Annotated in this window: 16 protein-coding genes and 1 tRNA gene; 7 read left to right on the forward strand and 10 right to left on the reverse strand. The window is 34.4% G+C overall.

All coding sequences use genetic code 11. The features are described from left to right. Nucleotides 1–11: 11 nt before the first annotated feature. Complete coding sequence (locus SJY43_RS08495) at nucleotides 12–1,472, forward strand: aminoacyl-histidine dipeptidase (protein ID WP_396600314.1); 1,461 nt, start codon at nucleotides 12–14, stop codon at nucleotides 1,470–1,472. Between the two features lie 173 nt (nucleotides 1,473–1,645). Then, nucleotides 1,646–2,461: an SHOCT domain-containing protein gene (locus SJY43_RS08500; RefSeq protein WP_396600315.1), complete on the forward strand. Its 816-nt coding sequence runs from the start codon at nucleotides 1,646–1,648 to the stop codon at nucleotides 2,459–2,461. Between the two features lie 143 nt (nucleotides 2,462–2,604). On the opposite strand, the gene SJY43_RS08505 is transcribed toward SJY43_RS08500, so the two are convergent. The 8 genes from SJY43_RS08505 to SJY43_RS08540 all read right to left on the reverse strand — a co-directional run bounded on the left by SJY43_RS08505 (nucleotide 2,605) and on the right by SJY43_RS08540 (nucleotide 11,288). Then, nucleotides 2,605–4,332, reverse strand: a complete 1,728-nt coding sequence (locus SJY43_RS08505; protein WP_396600316.1) for an amidohydrolase — start codon at nucleotides 4,330–4,332, stop codon at nucleotides 2,605–2,607. Between the two features lie 189 nt (nucleotides 4,333–4,521). Beyond that, nucleotides 4,522–5,172 carry a peroxiredoxin-like family protein gene (locus SJY43_RS08510; protein ID WP_396600317.1) on the reverse strand — a complete coding sequence of 217 codons (651 nt, stop codon included), beginning with the start codon at nucleotides 5,170–5,172 and terminating at the stop codon, nucleotides 4,522–4,524. Nucleotides 5,173–5,332: 160 nt separating this feature from the next. After that, nucleotides 5,333–5,569, reverse strand: a complete 237-nt coding sequence (yidD, locus tag SJY43_RS08515) for a membrane protein insertion efficiency factor YidD (RefSeq protein ID WP_396600318.1) — start codon at nucleotides 5,567–5,569, stop codon at nucleotides 5,333–5,335. Between the two features lie 77 nt (nucleotides 5,570–5,646). Then, entirely contained in the window at nucleotides 5,647–7,128 is a 1,482-nt protein-coding gene (gene cysS, locus SJY43_RS08520; RefSeq protein WP_396600319.1) for a cysteine--tRNA ligase, read from the reverse strand. 42 nt (nucleotides 7,129–7,170) lie between these two features. Beyond that, nucleotides 7,171–7,533: a four helix bundle protein gene (locus tag SJY43_RS08525; RefSeq protein WP_396600320.1), complete on the reverse strand. Its 363-nt coding sequence runs from the start codon at nucleotides 7,531–7,533 to the stop codon at nucleotides 7,171–7,173. An 86-nt stretch (nucleotides 7,534–7,619) separates the two neighbouring features. Next, on the reverse strand, nucleotides 7,620–8,297 hold the full coding sequence (gene folE, locus SJY43_RS08530) for a GTP cyclohydrolase I FolE (protein WP_396600321.1): 678 nt from the start codon (nucleotides 8,295–8,297) through the stop codon (nucleotides 7,620–7,622). Nucleotides 8,298–8,539: 242 nt separating this feature from the next. Next, a complete protein-coding gene (locus SJY43_RS08535; protein WP_396600322.1) occupies nucleotides 8,540–10,042 on the reverse strand; it encodes an OmpP1/FadL family transporter in 1,503 nt (500 codons plus the stop codon). Between the two features lie 28 nt (nucleotides 10,043–10,070). Further along, nucleotides 10,071–11,288: a hypothetical protein gene (locus tag SJY43_RS08540; protein ID WP_396600323.1), complete on the reverse strand. Its 1,218-nt coding sequence runs from the start codon at nucleotides 11,286–11,288 to the stop codon at nucleotides 10,071–10,073. Between the two features lie 99 nt (nucleotides 11,289–11,387). Between SJY43_RS08540 and proS the strand changes: the two genes are divergently transcribed. From proS to SJY43_RS08560, 4 genes are all read left to right on the forward strand, one after another. Next, nucleotides 11,388–12,866 (forward strand): proline--tRNA ligase, encoded by a 1,479-nt coding sequence (proS, locus tag SJY43_RS08545; protein WP_396600324.1) that lies wholly within the window; start codon nucleotides 11,388–11,390, stop codon nucleotides 12,864–12,866. 172 nt (nucleotides 12,867–13,038) lie between these two features. Then, nucleotides 13,039–13,110: transfer RNA gene (locus SJY43_RS08550), tRNA-Glu, on the forward strand. A 27-nt stretch (nucleotides 13,111–13,137) separates the two neighbouring features. Further along, complete coding sequence (rpsT, locus tag SJY43_RS08555; protein WP_396600325.1) at nucleotides 13,138–13,389, forward strand: 30S ribosomal protein S20; 252 nt, start codon at nucleotides 13,138–13,140, stop codon at nucleotides 13,387–13,389. A 132-nt stretch (nucleotides 13,390–13,521) separates the two neighbouring features. Next, nucleotides 13,522–13,884: a hypothetical protein gene (locus SJY43_RS08560; protein ID WP_396600326.1), complete on the forward strand. Its 363-nt coding sequence runs from the start codon at nucleotides 13,522–13,524 to the stop codon at nucleotides 13,882–13,884. A 285-nt stretch (nucleotides 13,885–14,169) separates the two neighbouring features. Here SJY43_RS08560 and rho read toward each other — a convergent pair whose 3' ends face one another. Then, on the reverse strand, nucleotides 14,170–15,801 hold the full coding sequence (rho, locus tag SJY43_RS08565) for a transcription termination factor Rho (protein ID WP_396600327.1): 1,632 nt from the start codon (nucleotides 15,799–15,801) through the stop codon (nucleotides 14,170–14,172). 184 nt (nucleotides 15,802–15,985) lie between these two features. Here rho and SJY43_RS08570 point away from each other — a divergent pair, with 184 nt between their 5' ends. Then, nucleotides 15,986–16,396, forward strand: a complete 411-nt coding sequence (locus SJY43_RS08570; protein WP_396600328.1) for a DUF4293 domain-containing protein — start codon at nucleotides 15,986–15,988, stop codon at nucleotides 16,394–16,396. 186 nt (nucleotides 16,397–16,582) lie between these two features. On the opposite strand, the gene SJY43_RS08575 is transcribed toward SJY43_RS08570, so the two are convergent. After that, the gene (locus SJY43_RS08575; protein ID WP_396600329.1) at nucleotides 16,583–17,011 is read right to left on the reverse strand and encodes a peptidylprolyl isomerase; all 429 of its coding nucleotides are present in this window, start codon (nucleotides 17,009–17,011) and stop codon (nucleotides 16,583–16,585) included. Nucleotides 17,012–17,032 lie beyond the last annotated feature (21 nt).

The following is a 17,032-nucleotide window of genomic DNA, read 5'->3' on the forward strand; positions in this document are numbered from 1 at the left end:
AAAATTGCATCATGAATTCAGATATAAGACAACTACAACCACAAGCCCTTTGGAATAAATTCGCCGATTTAAACGCTGTACCACGACCTTCAAAAAAAGAAGAACGCGTTATTGCATTTATGAAAGATTTCGGTAAAAACTTAGGTTTAGGAACCATTGAGGACGAGGTTGGTAATGTTATTATTAAAAAGCCTGCAACTACGGGCATGGAAGACCGAACAACTGTAGTTATGCAATCGCATTTAGATATGGTACATCAAAAAAATGGTGATACCGTTTTCGATTTCGATACGCAAGGTATCGAGATGTTCGTTGAAGGCGATTGGGTAAAAGCAAAAGGAACAACCTTAGGCGCAGATAATGGTTTAGGCGTTGCCACCATTATGGCTATTCTAGAAAGTACAGATATTCCGCATCCAGCAATCGAAGCTTTATTTACAATAGATGAAGAAACAGGAATGACAGGAGCTATGGGATTAAAAGGCGGTTTGCTTTCTGGAGGAATTCTGTTAAATTTAGATACCGAAGAAGATGACGAAATAGGCGTAGGCTGTGCAGGTGGTATTGATGTTACGGCAACAAGAACTTACCAAGAAGAAGAAACTCCAGAATTTAAAATAGGTTATAAAGTTGCTGTGAAAGGTTTACAAGGCGGACATTCAGGAATGCAAATTCACGAAGGTTTAGGTAATGCCAATAAAATAATGAACCGCGTGTTGTTTGATGGTTTTGAAAACTTCGGATTACGAATTTCTGAAATTGATGGTGGAAGTTTAAGAAACGCCATTCCAAGAGAAAGCAATGCTATTGTCGCTATTGATGCTATTCATGAAGATGCTTTTCTATTAGAAATGGCATTACAGTCTACCACAATAAAAAAGGAATTAAGGACTATGGAACCCGATTTAGAAATTACAGTTTCTAAAATAGATACTCCAGAAAAAATCATGGACTTAGGTGTGCAAGAAGGCTTAACAAGAGCCATATATGCTGCTTTAAACGGCGTGTATAGAATGAGTGCCGATATTCCGGAATTAGTGGAGACATCAAACAATGTAGCCCGCGTAATCGTTAAAAATGGTAAGGTTAAAATTGGATGCTTAGTGAGATCATCGGTAGAGAGTTCTAAAGTAGACTTAGCAAATACACTACGCTCAACTTTTGAGTTAACCGGTTGTGAGGTTGATTGTTCTGGAGATTATCCAGGGTGGACACCAAATATGGATTCTCCAATTCTAAAAGTTATGGAAAAACTTTATGAAGATTTAAACGGCGAAAAACCGCATGTAGCTGCTTGCCATGCAGGATTAGAATGTGGTATTCTTGGACAAAATTATCCAGATATGGATATGATAAGTTTCGGTCCAAATATTAAAGGTGCTCACTCTCCAGACGAGCGCGCTCAAATATCATCTGTTCAAAAATATTGGAATTTTGTTTTGGAGATTTTGAAAGAGATACCGAAAAAATAAGACGTTTTTGTTTTTAGAATTTTTACTAAAATGGAGGCTCGAATTCACGTTTTTAATTTTTATTAAATTTCACAAAATCAGTAACTTAAAATGCATGGTTTGTTTTGTTAAAGACTACCTTTGCGCAAAATTAGTAGATTACTATTTTTTTAAATTTTATAAAAAGATAAATTATGAATGCAATATTTACAGATGTTAGTTTTCAAAACATAACGGATGTAGCAAATAGATATGGCATAAGTGTTAATGCGGTTACAGATTTAACCTATAACCTTATGGCGAGTAATGGCACCATGGCTCAATTTAATATTCCGGAGTTAGGCGGAGGTGGTCAATGGATGCAAGGTGGTATGACTATGGTAGGCGATATGTTTAATTATCAACTTAAAGCTACTGTAGATGGACTTTGTATTGAGTTGTCAAATTTGATAAATCAAGGCGCTATTCAATATAAACCATTGCCAAAACCAAAAAACCATAATCAAAGCGGGTTTCAATCTGGATTTAGTGGTAATTGGTGGGGCGATTTAGGGGCTCCTAATTCTACCGGAAGTCAAAACAATACCAGTTATGCTATTTTTAATAATATTAGAAGATTAGCTATTCAACAAAACGGAAAAGTAACAGTTTTTGATACACTCGATAATCAAATAGGTGGAGTAGGACAACAACAAGGCGGAAATTATTCTGTTTCGTTTACTAGTCAATATGGTAATGTAGATTTAAATACCTTACCCATTGTTTCAGGAGGTAAAGAAGTATCTAACCCCATTCAAGAACAACAACAGGTTGAAAATGTTGTAAGTAATCAACAAGAGCCTGATTTTGTTGATCAAACTAAAGAGCCTGTTAATACTGGAATAAATAATACAGATTTCGAGGAAGATATTTTTGTTAAAATAGAAAAATTAGCTGCCTTAAAGGATAAATCTATTTTATCTGTTGAAGAGTTTGAAAACAAAAAGGCTGAATTGTTAAGTAGGTTATAATGCTTTAGTTAATCTAAATTAAAGCTCAACAAGCTAAATGTATATTTAGTTTGTTGAGCTTTTTTGTTTCTTTTAGTCGGTTATAACTAAACGTACTCTGATTTTGTTTTATAAATTTTTAAGGCTATTCCGAAAAAATAGAATTAGTCTTGCTTAGAATAAACTATTTTGCCATCAAAAATAGTCATAACAACTTCTGTGTTTAAAATAATATTTTCATTTACAGTCATTAAATCTTGATTGTAAATAGTGAAATCAGCTAATTTATCTTTGGTTATCGAGCCTTTAATGTTTTCCTCGAAGGCACCATAAGCAGCATCTAAAGTATAAGATTTCAAGGCTTGTTCTCGTGTCATTTTTTGTTCAGGTTCATAGCCGCCATCTGGCGTTCCTTTTAAAGTTTTTCGGCTTACGCTAGCATAAAAACTAGCTATTGGGTTTAAAGGTTCTACAGGGACATCAGTTCCATTAATTATGGGGCTGCCACTTTTAAGTAAAGCTTGCCACATGTAAGCGCCTTCTTTAATACGTTTTTCTCCTAGCCGGTCAATCGCCCAAGGTCTATCAGAAGACATGTGTATAGCTTGCATTGCAGGAATGATACCTAATTTTGAAAAACGAGGTATGTCATCAGGGTGCAGATGTTGTGCATGTTCTATTCTAAACCTATGATCTTTGGTTTTCTCTGGCATTTCGCTAAATGCGATTTCATACCTATCAAGAATTTCTTTATTTGCACGATCACCAATTGCATGAGAACATACTTGAAAACCATTTTTAAGACCAGATAAAGCTGTTTTTTCTACAAAATCCATTGGTAGGGTTTCATGACCAAAATGATCTGGCCTATCCGTATAAGGTTCTAGTAGCCAGGCTCCGCGAGAGCCTAACGCACCATCACAATGTAATTTTACAGACCGTATAGTAAGTAAATGATCAGGATCTACTAAAGGACCTTTGGAATACCACTCTTCAAGTAATTCTTTATCCCAGCCTGCAAGCATTGCATAAATCCTGGTATTCATTTTACCCTTCGATTTCATTTTTTCATATAATGCAATAGTCGTCTTTGGTATACCGGCATCATGAAAACTTGTAATGCCATTTTTATGACAAGCTTCAATAGCTAGTTTAAAAGCCTGATCTTCATTTTCAACTGTCTCGTCTGGTATATGCTTATAAATTAAAGATTGGGCATTTTCGTTAAAAATTCCAGTTGGCCTGCCAAATTCATCTACTATAACTTCTCCTCCTTTTGTACCAAAATCTTTAATGCCCTCTTTTGCTAAAGTTTGCAATCCAGCAATTTCCATGGCTTTGGAATTCGCAAACCCTGCATGACCACTAGCGTGACTTAAGTAAACTGGATTGTCTGGTGATATCTCACTTAGTCTATGATGTGTTTGAAACCCCTTGACTGTTCCAACAGGCATAGAATCCCATTTGCTTTGATGCCATCCTCTACCCAAAATCCATTCTCCAGGTTTGGCAGTTTTTACACGCTCTGCTACGGCATCTACAATTTCTTGATAGCTTGTTGTGCCCATCAAATCTAGATTTAATTCATTATAGCCTAAGCCCAGAAAATGACCATGTCCTTCAATTAATCCAGGTGTCATTGTTTTGCCTTCTAAATTAATGAGTTCTGTTTCTTTATTTTTAAATTGTTCAGCTTCCAAAAGGCTTCCAGCAAAAAGAATCATATTATTTTTTGTAGCTACTGCTTCTACAGTAGTTTGAGTGGAGTCCACAGTATAAATTGTTCCACCATAAATAAGCATAGTGGCAAATTCTTTTTTTTCACTAGAGCAAGAAGTAAGAAATAATAATAGCGCTGTAAGACTTAAGATAAGCGGACATCTTAATTTCATATTGATTGGTTTTAAGGTATTAATGTACAAAAATTATACAAATTGAAAATCTAGAAGTCTAATTTAAAATCATAATTATTAAGTCGCAAATAATCATTTAGACAACAAATTTAAAGCTCAACAAACTAAATAACCATATAGTTTGTTGAGCTTTTTTTATTAAATCAAATCCTTGAAATATGGAATTTTTTAAGACATATTTTTTAAAGCTTCAATAATCTCATCAGGTTCAGAGCGTGTTCTGTAATCAACATTAACATAGTTCCATGTAACAACGCTGTTGGTGTTCAAAATAAATGTAGCGGGAATAGGTAAGATTGCACCATTACCATTATTAACTTTGTCTAGATTAAGCCCTCTGTCAACACGCATATGTTCCATTAAAAATTCTGGAACTTCCCATGCAACCCCGTATTGTTGTGCTACTTTTGCATCTTGGTCGGATAGTACAATAAATTCCATTTTGCTTATTTCACTTTCTGTTAAAGATCCGTCTGGGACTTGCGGGCTGATAGCAACTAATGTAGCGCCGAGTGCATGAATATCATTTAGTTTTGCTTGCAAAGCTCTAAGCTGTAAATTGCAATACGGGCACCAATCACCTCGATAAAATGTAACAACAACTGGTCCTTGTTCTAATAGAGTCGCTAATAATATAGGTTTCCCTTCTTGATTAGGTAGCTCAAAATTTGGCGCTTTTTGTCCAATTTTAATAGCATCACTTCCTTGTTCAAAAGCTTTAGCTTTACTAATTACATCGTCAACACCTTTCATGAATTCAGGTTTAGCTTGTCTTCCCGCTTCAATTTTAGCGTCAGTTTGAGTTTTTAATTTTGACATTATTTTTATTGATTTTTTTATAAAATACGTATTACATATATTTTCAGTTATCATCCCTATTAGTTATGGTCATAACCAGAACCGAGCCAAAGCGATGGAGTGTTAAGAAAATGTGCGGTGTACATTTTTAGCGAGCGGGCGAGCTGGCGCATTGGCATTTTTAGTTGTCATCCTTATCAGGAACAGGATCATAACCGGAACCGCCCCATGGATGACAGCTAAAAATACGCTTTATTGCCAGCCAGCCACCTTTAAATAAACCATGTTTTTGTAAAGCTTCTTTACTGTAATGTGAACATGTTGGGGTGTATCTACAAGTAGCAGGTGTAAATGGCGATATAAATGTTTGGTACACTTTTATCAAAAACAAAAACGGTGCTATGAGTAGTTTTTTCATTTGTTAAGTTGTATGCAGTTTAGTTGTTAAGTCGAAGTAAACTAAAACAACTTAACAAAAACCGACTCTACGACAAACTAATTAGTCGAGAACGTCGTCCCGTCCTTACCATCTTTAAGCTGAATACCAACTTCTGCCAATTCATCACGAATTTTATCAGACATGGCAAAATCTTTGTTTGCTCTGGCATCTTGTCTTAATCGAATTAAAACATCAACGGCGCCAGAAAGTTTATCGGTTCCAGAATCATTATTTGTTGTGTTTTCAAGACCTAAAACATCATAAACAAAATTGTTTATGGTTGTTTTTAGAAGTGTTAAATCCTCACTATTTAAAGTTTCAGAACCATCTTTAACCTGATTAATATATTTTGCAGCTTCAAATAAATGAGCGATTAAAATTGGTGAATTAAAATCGTCGTTCATCGCATCGTAACATGTTTGTTTCCATGCTGGAATATCTAAAGATGATGTAGAGGATGCCTTTAAATTATCTAATAAATTTACAGCATCCATCAATCTATAATACCCTTTTTCGCTAGCTAGTAAGCCTTCATCTGTTAAATCTAACACACTTCGGTAAGAAGCTTGCGCATTGAAAAATCTAATAACACTTGGCGAATAAGCTTTACTAAAAAATGTGTTATTGCCAGATAATAATTCATCTGGATTAACTGTGTTTCCAGTAGATTTAGACATACGTTGCCCATTCAGTTCTAACATATTAGCATGCATCCAATAATTAACTGGGCTAACACCAATAGCAGCTTCATTTTGAGCAATTTCACACTCGTGATGCGGGAATTTTAAATCCATTCCGCCACCATGAATATCAAATTTGTCTCCTAAATACTTTGTGCTCATGGCTGTACACTCAAGATGCCAACCAGGAAAACCGTCGCTCCATGGTGAAGGCCAACGCATAATGTGTTGCGGTTCTGCTTTTTTCCAAAGTGCAAAATCTTGCGGATTTTTTTTATCGCTTTGTCCGTCTAGTGTTCTTGTATTATGAATTAAATCGTCAAGTTTACGCTTACTTAATTTTCCGTATTCATGTGATTCATTAAACTTATGAACATCAAAATATACAGAGCCATTAACCTCGTAAGCGAAACCATTTTCAATAATCTTACTTATTAATTCAATTTGCTCAATAATATGGCCAGTTGCAGTAGGTTCTATACTTGGAGGCAAAAAGTTGAATGTATTTAATACATTATGAAAATCGACAGTATAACGCTGTACAACTTCCATAGGTTCAATTTGCTCTAAACGCGCTTTTTTTGTTATTTTATCTTCACCAGCATCTGCATCATTTTCTAAATGCCCAGCATCAGTTATATTTCTAACATATCTTACTTTGTAACCCAAATGTTTAAGGTATCTAAAAACCATGTCAAAAGACATAAAGGTTCTTACGTTTCCTAAATGGACATTACTATAAACTGTAGGGCCACAAACATACATACCAATATGGCCTTCGTTAATTGGTGTAAATGTTTCCTTTTTACTAGTAAGTGAGTTGTAAACTTTAATATTTTGTTCTTTGTAGAGAAGCATTTCTGTTTTTTTGTTAAGTCGTTAGCTGTTGAGTCGATACGTTTACGTTTTAAGAAAATGATTCCTTAAAGCATTAATCTTATTCGTTATTGATTCAACTTCAAATCTAATATTTTTATAGTTTTCTTCGGAAATAAATCCTAATTCTTTTGAAATTATGGCTTGATTTAATAATTCTAAGGCTGAACTATATGCCATAGTCATAAAATGAGCTTTATCTTTATTTGTTAATCTTGCCGTGCCTTCAGCTATATTTGAAGAAACAGAAACTGCACACCGCCTCATTTGAGAAACTAATCCGAATTTTTCTTCTTTTGGATATAAATCGGTTGTTTTATAAGTTTTAACAGAAAGTTGAATAGCTTCTTTCCAAACATCTAATTTTTCAAACGAGTACAAATGCATTTTGTATGTTTTAGTTGTTGGTCGAATAGTTGTAAAGCTGAATGAAACTTCGACTTTACAGCTTAACAACTAAACAGAAAACATATTTAAAACTTAGTTTCTAACTTGATATAATCAAGTAATTCACTACGGGTCTCCATATCTTTGAATTTTCCTCCAAATTCTGAAGTTACTGTGCTACTTTCAATATCGCGTATGCCTCTTGAATTTACGCAAAGGTGTTTTGCATCAATAACGCAAGCAACATCTTTAGTCCCTAAAACTTCTTGAAGTTCTCTAACTATTTGAATTGTTAAACGTTCTTGAACTTGTGGGCGTTTTGCAAAATAATCAACAATACGATTCATTTTAGATAAACCAACCACAGTTCCATTAGAAATATATGCAATATGTGCGCGCCCAACTATAGGTAATAAGTGATGTTCGCAGGTTGAATACACCGTAATGTTTTTTTCAACCAGCATTTCACCATATTTATATTTGTTTTCGAAAGTAGAAGCTTTTGGTTTTTTATCAGGATTTAACCCGCTGAAAATTTCATTAACAAACATTTTTGCAACACGGTTTGGTGTGCCATTTAAACTGTCGTCTGTTAAATCTAAACCTAAGGTTTCCATAATATGACGGACATCATCCTTAATGATGTCTATCTTTTCTTCGTTGTTCAATTTAAAAGCATCGCTACGCATTGGTGTGTTTTCAGATGTACCAATATGATCGTCTCCTAATGCGTCAAAATCTTCTATATTACTATCAAAAGCCATGATTAATAAGTCAAAATTTAATTTGCAAAGATAAGCATTTCACTTTTTGTTATGCTTTTTGTTTGCAAATAATTAATAATTTAAGAATGCTTCAATTTAACAAATTGAAGTTCTAATTAGATTTGCCATTCTCGCTAAAGCTGGAAATCAATTTAGTCTCCATACTTGCTTTTAAATTACGTGAAAATAAAAAAGGTTTGGACGTGAAGTACAAACCTTTATATATTGTTGTGAAATTAGTATTATATGTTAAAACTTAATGAAAGTGTGATGTTTGAGTTTTCTCTATTAAGTGTGGCCGAATCTGTTAAGCCAACATTATAAAGAGGTGTTTCATCAGTACGTTCCCATTTGTCGTAAGTCACATCTAGTTTGGTGTTCCCAAAATTATAACCTAAACCTAAAGAATAGCCTGTTAAGTCACCAACAGTAATACCATCTAAATAAGGGCTTTCTTCAAAACGATAACCGCCTCTAAAGCTAAACTGTTCGTGTTTATATTCTGCTCCAAAACGATACGTTGAAGCATCAGTTAAAACATCGCTTATTCCAGTATTCACATCTGTAAAATCTGCTTCTGGAGTAAATTTAGTGTTACCGTAATTTTTTTTGGAATAATCGAAACTTATTAAACCTTGTCTTGCAAAAATATAAGCTAAACTTCCTGTGATTTTTGCTGGTGTTTGTAATTTGTAACGCGGGTATATATTTACAATACTTTCAATATAAGAGATATCTGAATCTGCTTGATTTGAGTTTATATATTGTGTAGTCTCTTCTTCAATGTTGTACCAAGTAGGGGAGTCGTAAGTAACACCAAGTCTTAGTTCTGGAGATAATTTCATTATTCCTCCAAGTTGAAATGAAAATCCATTACCCGTAGTTGATAAATTATTGTCAAAATCAATAAAACTTATTGTGCCTCCATTTGCATTATCTTCTTGTAATGATGAGGTGCGTTGATAATCTATAAAATGTGAGTTTAAGTTAATTCCTAAATATAAATTGTCTTCGTATTGTGCAGCTAGGTTAAATGATATTTTGCCGTTATAGCCTGTACTTGTATATAAATAGTCATGATCGAAACTTCCGTCTACTAAGTTGGAAAAGTATGTTGTGTTTTCGTCATCGTCAGCATCAGGCTCAAGCACATAGGCTTGATAGCCTAAGAAGGCTTGTTGGTGACCAAAACCAAATGCATTTCCTATGTCAGAATAAGCATCTTCAATAAATTCTCCATCTAGTAAATAAATGTCTCCTAGTCTTACACCATCAGCATAGTTTAAGAAGTATAAGTCAATAGATTGATTGTTTGTATTTGTCCCAACAGCATTCCAAACATCATTATGATTTGCAGTTCTGTCGTAAGCAATACCTAAAGTGAATTTTTTCCAAGGTGTTTTTGGGTTCGTATTAGCAAATACAAATACAGCTCCACCTTGATTAATATCAAAATTGGAAGTATTTGAGTTTGTTGAACCATTAAAATAATTCGTATTGTTTTCTAAATCTACGTTAGATCCTGTAAAAGATGCATGACTTCTACTAAAAACAGCCGATCCAGCTGGGTTTGCACTTACCGCACTCATGTCTCCGCCTAGAGCTCCAAAAGCACCACTTAATGCTCTGTAGCGAGCAGTCCCTTGAATTTCACTTTGTGAATATCTTAATGCATCACTTATATCTTGTGCGTAAATTGTAGACATAGATAGTAGACCTATGAACAATAAATTCAACTTTTTCATATATATAGTTTTTTCTTTAATAATTCTATTAACGTCTTCTGCTGCTACCTGAAGATCTTGAGCTACTTCCTGAACTTCTGCTACTGCTAGATGATCTAGACGCAGAACTAGAACTACTAGATCTAGACGAACTGCTACTTGGTGAGTAACTTCTGTTACTTGAAGACGATGATCTTCTTGCAGAGCTTGAGCTAGAGCTACTTCTTGTTGGTTGTTGTCTGTATACAGTACTAGAACTTCTTCTAGCTGTGGACGAAGATGAACGTGTCGTGGAATTTGTAGACGGTGTTCTTGTTACTGTTGACGAAGATCGTCTAACAGTAGAATTTGGCGTTGCCGTTGATCGTCTTGTTACTCCTGTAGTTGTACGCGTTCCATTTGGATTATACAATCTTCTATTAGTTGTTGCAGAAGTAGTACTTCTATTCACACTACTTCTTCTTGATGTATTGTATTTAGAGGTAGTAGTTCTATTTTGACTGCTCACAGAACTACGTCTGCTTAAGTTATTGTTATTAGCACCTCTACTTGAATTGTTGGCTGCATAGCTATTCCTTCTTGAATTACTGTATGAAACACCTCTTCGGCTATTATAAGAGCCTCTGTTATTGTAAAAGCCATTATTAAATCTATTGTTGTTGTATCTATTATAGCCGTATCCGTAATATCCCCATGGATTGTTAAAAGCCCAGCCACCGTAAAAGCCGCCGTAACCCCAGTTGTTCCAACCACGGTAACCCCAGCTATTCCAGCCGCCATAACCCCAGTTGTTCCAGCCACCATAACCCCAATTGTTCCATCCACCATAGCCCCAATTGTTCCATCGGTTCCATCCGTAGCCAAAGCCACCATTCCAACCCCAGTTATTCCAACCGTTATCAATATAGTTTATAACAACACTATTACTGTCTTGACCCCAGCCAGCATAGCCTTCGTAATTGTTTTGTAAAGTATCGTTTTCAACAAAATTATCACTTTCATATGTGTCTATGTCTGTAAAAATCTCACTTCCTAGATTTATGTTTTCAGATTCTATAGATTTTGTTTTAAAATAGTTTTTATAATAATTGCTATTTCCTTCGTTAGGAATTGTAACAACCGCCTCAGTATTTTGGGGTGCATCTCCATAAATTCCATCACTATCTACACCAACATATTGGTAAGAACCACATGACACCAAGCCAAATAGTAAGCCAAGCAGGGCTATAAATGGCACTTTTCCTTGTAAGTAGTTGTTAAATTGCATATCTCTTTAATTTTATTGTTGAACATAACAAAAATAGTTAGTTTTGCTGAACTATTTTTCTATTTAACATAGTCACAATATTTGTGCCAAAATAAAGATATGAGCAAAAAACTTACTAGTAGAGCAGAGGATTATTCGAAATGGTATAACGAATTGGTTGTTAAGGCAGACCTAGCTGAGAATTCAGCAGTAAGAGGGTGTATGGTAATCAAGCCTTACGGTTATGCCATATGGGAAAAAATGCAGGCAGAATTAGACAAAATGTTTAAAGAAACGGGTCATGAAAATGCCTATTTTCCACTTTTTGTTCCTAAAAGTTTGTTTGAAGCAGAAGAAAAAAACGCAGAAGGTTTTGCAAAAGAATGTGCCATTGTAACACATTATAGATTGCAAAATGATCCAGATAAACCAGGAAAGTTACGCGTAGACCCAGAAGCCAAGCTAGAAGAGGAGCTAATAGTTAGACCAACAAGTGAAGCTATTATATGGAACACATTTAAAGGCTGGGTTCAATCGTATAGAGATTTACCATTATTAATTAACCAATGGGCCAATGTGGTGCGTTGGGAAATGCGTACCCGTTTATTTTTACGTACAGCAGAATTTTTATGGCAAGAAGGACATACTGCTCACGAAACTAAAAAAGAAGCTGTAGCTGAAGCTGAATTAATGAATAACGTTTATGCTACGTTTGTAGAAAAGTTTATGGCTATTCCTGTAATACAAGGATTAAAAACTGAAAGTGAACGTTTTGCCGGAGCAGATGAAACCTATTGTATTGAAGCTTTAATGCAAGACGGAAAAGCATTGCAAGCTGGTACATCTCACTTTTTAGGTCAGAATTTTGCAAAAGCATTCGATGTTAAATTTGCTAACAAAGAAGGAAAACAAGATTACGTTTGGGCTACCTCTTGGGGTGTATCTACACGATTAATGGGCGCACTAATTATGACACATAGTGATGATTATGGATTAGTATTGCCTCCAAGTTTAGCACCAAATCAAGTGGTTATTGTTCCTATATATAAGTCAGACGAGGATTTAGAGGCTATTACAGAAGTTGCAAATACAATTACAAGTAATTTAAGAGCTAAGCATATTACAGTTAAATACGATAATAGAACAACCCGCAGACCAGGTGCAAAATTTGCACAACATGAGTTACAGGGTGTTCCATTGCGTATTGCTATTGGAGCAAGAGATTTAGCTAACGGGACTGTTGAGGTTGCAAGACGTGATACCTTAACAAAAGAAGTTGTTGCTTTAGATGGTTTAAATGAAAAGATTGAATTGTTATTAAAAGAAATTCAAGAATCGTTATTTACTAAAGCCTTAGATTTTAGAAATGAACATATTACAGAAGTAGATACTTTTGATGAATTTAAAACGGTTTTAGAAACAAAAACAGGTTTTATTTCGGCGCATTGGGATGGTACTAACGAAACTGAAGATAAGATAAAGGAGTTAACAAAGGCTACTATTCGCTGTATTCCATTAGAAGGAAAGGTAGAAGCGGGGAAATGTGTTTATACAGGAAACCCTTCTAAGCGTAGAGTATTGTTTGCGAAGGCATATTAATTTATGCTGAAAATGAGGTGAATATAAATTTTTTTAAAAAAATATTATTTACCTCTTGCGACATTTAAAAATAGTTGTATTTTTGCATCCGCAATGGAAACGTTGTAAGTTATTTGAAAGGTATTGCAAGTTTAAAATATAGTTTTTATATTTGCGCACTCAAAATAAAAATGGCCCGTTCGTCTATCGGCTAGGACGCATGGTTTTCATCCATGTAAGAGGGGTTCGATTCCCCTACGGGCTACAGTTAAAAAATTAAGAAAAAAACAAAATGGCAAATCACAAGTCAGCATTAAAAAGAATTAGAAGTAACGAATCAAAAAGATTGGTTAACAAGTATCAGCACAAAACTACTCGTAATGCTATTAAAAAATTACGTGAGTTAACTGATAAGAAAGAAGCTGAAAAAATGTTTCCTTCTGTTGTATCTATGTTAGATAGATTAGCTAAGAAAAATATTATTCATGCTAACAAAGCGGCTAACCTTAAATCTGGTTTAGCAAAACACGTTGCTGCACTTTAATATTATTTAAAGTTCAAGATATTTGAAAGCTTCTCAGAAATGAGAGGCTTTTTTTGTGATTTTTTTTAATAAGATTACAGTTTAATAATATAAATTTGCATTTATTACTTAACAACTTAATATTACTCACTTTTGGAAAATAAAAAAGCAATAAAATTAATTGATAAAATTCTGAAGAATCTTGATAAAACAGGAATTAATACAGATACATTAATCGAAGACATTAAGGAATTAAGAACGTATGCTCTTGAAGCACAAATTCCTTTAGTAGTTAAAGTACTTAGGTTGACTTATGAGCATATAGAAGCAACTGAATCTTTTATGATTCCAATGCTTGATGATGAGCCTATAGAAGAAGATGGTACTGTTGAAACTAATGATGAAGTATCTCCAGTAGAAAGTCTTAAATATGTAATTGCGCTTATGAAAAACCTTAACAATAAAGGGAATGTTTCAGATTTAAAAGAGTACAGAGATCTTTTGAATAACTATTAGTTATAATATTTTAAAAATATTAAAAAGCCTTAGCGATACTCTTGCTAAGGCTTTTTTAGTTATTATATGATGCACACAAAGCTTAATTGATACTATTATTTTGCGTTAGGGATTGCAGAGGAAAGCCCACAGCGAGGTACGAGCGAGGACTTGTAACGGAAAGCCCGACCCTTGTGGTAACGCCCAAAATATAAAAGTAAAAAAGCCTCAACAATTGATATGTTAAGGCTTTTTTTAGTTTGAGTTAGTTATTTTTAGTTTTACCGTCTACACGGGAACGGCAAATTAGCCATTCATTGATATTAAAAATTCTTCGTTGTTTTTTGTTTGCTTGAAACGATCATTAATAAATTCCATAGCTTCAACAGGGTTCATGTCTGCAAGATATTTACGCATTACCCACATACGTTGCACGGTAACGGCGTCTAATAAAATATCATCACGACGCGTGCTTGAAGATGTTAAGTCGATAGCAGGGAAAATTCTACGGTTAGATATTTTTCTATCTAACTGAAGCTCCATATTACCAGTACCTTTAAATTCTTCAAAGATAACTTCGTCCATTTTAGAACCAGTTTCGGTAAGTGCGGTAGCTATAATGGTAAGTGAGCCACCATTCTCTATATTACGGGCAGCACCAAAGAAACGTTTTGGTTTGTGTAACGCATTAGCATCAACACCACCACTTAATATTTTACCAGATGCAGGTTGTACGGAGTTATATGCTCTTGCCAAACGTGTTATAGAATCTAATAAGATAACTACATCATGACCACATTCTACCAAACGTTTTGCTTTTTCAAGTACAATATTGGCAATTTTTACGTGCTCGTGCGCTTCCTTATCAAAGGTAGAAGCAATAACTTCTCCGCGAACATTACGTTGCATGTCTGTTACTTCTTCAGGACGTTCATCAATTAATAAAATCATTTGATAAACTTCTGGATGATTGGCTGCAATAGCATTTGCAACATCCTTAAGTAACATGGTTTTACCAGTTTTTGGTTGCGATACAATCATACCACGTTGCCCTTTACCAATAGGAGCAAATAAATCCATTATACGCGTTGAAATCGTACTTTGGCGTTCTGCTATATTAAATTTTTCTTCCGGAAACAAAGGCGTTAAATGCTCAAAAGACACACGGTCTCTTACCACATTAGGGCTCTGTCCATTAATTTTACTAACCTTAATTAAAGGGAAATATTTTTCACCTTCTTTTGGAGGTCTTACATTTCCAAAAACCGTATCACCAACTTTTAAACCGAATAAACGGATTTGAGATTGCGATACATAAATATCATCAGGAGAAGATAAATAGTTGTAATCAGAAGAGCGTAAAAAACCATAACCATCTTGCATGATGTCTAAAACACCTTCGCTTTCTATAATGGCATCAAACTCATAATCTGGCTCACGGTAACGGTTTCTATTATCTTTATTACCCTTATCTACATTACCATTTTTTTGGTTTTTATGCTGATTCTTGTTTTGCGGCCTAGGGTTTGGTTTTTTAGGACCATCGTTTTTTGGCCTAGGGTTTGGCTTATGTACTGGCTTTTTCTCTTCAGTTTTTTGAGGAGATTCAGCTTTTGGTGTATCATTAGCTTCTACCTTTGCTTCAACAGCAGGAGCAGGTTTATTATCTGCAGCCTTATCATTGTTTTTTGGTTGTTCGTTTCTAACAGGCTTTTGAACGCGCTGTCTAGGTTTTCTAGCTGGTTTTTCACTTTTAGTGGCTTCAGTAGCTTCTGGAACAACAGCTTTTACTGCTTTAGGATCTGCAGCTTGTTGATCTAGTATTTGGTATACTAAATCTAATTTTTTCATTGAACGATATTTTGGGACATTCAATTTTTTTGCAATCTCCTGTAAATCAGCGAGTTTTTTTTCTTTTAATTGTGAAATTTCAAACATTTATGTTTAATTGAATATTTTATTTGAATACTAAGTTTAGTAATTCTGAAAATGATTTTTAAAATCTTGAAGAATTAACCGCTTGTAAGTGCGGTTGTTGTGAATTATTACTGCAATAATACAACTTTATTTTATTTTTTAATATTAATTCCATTATTTTTGCTGTCTAGTTAAGTGAAATTATATGTTACAACGTATTCAAACTATATACCTTTTATTAGCTGCAGGAGTTTCTGCAGGGCTAATTTTTGTTTTCCATTTATGGATCACAGATACAGGTGAAAAAGTGTTTGCCACAGATAATAATTATGTGTATGGAGCTTTTTTAGTATCAGCGTTGTATTCAATCATATCAATATTTAGATATAAAAAGAGGAAGCTTCAGTTTGTACTGGGCCAACTTAACATCATATTAAACTTTTTTTTACTAGGATTTTTCGTGTATCGATCACTAAATGTATCTGGAGAAACGGCGGTTTCAGAGAAAGGTATTGGGATGCTTCTCCCTATTGTTTCTATCGTGTTATTGGCATTAGCCAATAAGGCCATCAAGAAGGATGAAGAACTTGTAAAATCTGTTGATAGATTACGTTAAACCTAACATCTTAGTAGTATTAGTGTGAAAACCCAAAGTGAAAGCTTTGGGTTTTTTTTTGTGGCCTCCTTTAATCCCTCCAAAGGAGGGAAATACTCAAACCTATAAATTCGTAATTATATTAGCGGTACTATTCTGCAGGAGTGATCAAGTCCTTCCCTTCTGGGAAGGATTTAGGATGGGCAACTATTTTATTTCAAGAAGTTCTAATTCAAAAACTAAATCATGACCAGCTAACGGGTGGTTAGCATCAACAATAATATGATCTTCTTTAACTTCAGCAATACGAAATTGTACTTCTCTACCATTTTCATCTTTAGATGCTAATCCCATTCCAACCTCAGGAGCCATATCTTGTGGCAGTTGTTCTTTCTTAACATCGTAAAACAATTCTTTCTGTACCTCGCCATAAGCTTCAGCTACAGGAATATTAATTGTTTTCTTCTCATTGATTTCCATAGAAATAATTCCTTTTTCAAAACCAGGAATAAGCATTCCTTGTCCTAAAGTAACCTCTAAAGGCTCACGCTCTAAAGAGCTATCAAAAACTTGTCCATTACCTAGTTTTCCTGTGTAATGTACTTTTACTGTATCATTCTCTTTTACTTGACTCATAACTAATTATGTTTACTGTTT

The organism is Algibacter sp. R77976, from assembly GCF_044594645.1.
Taxonomy (GTDB): domain Bacteria; phylum Bacteroidota; class Bacteroidia; order Flavobacteriales; family Flavobacteriaceae; genus Algibacter_B.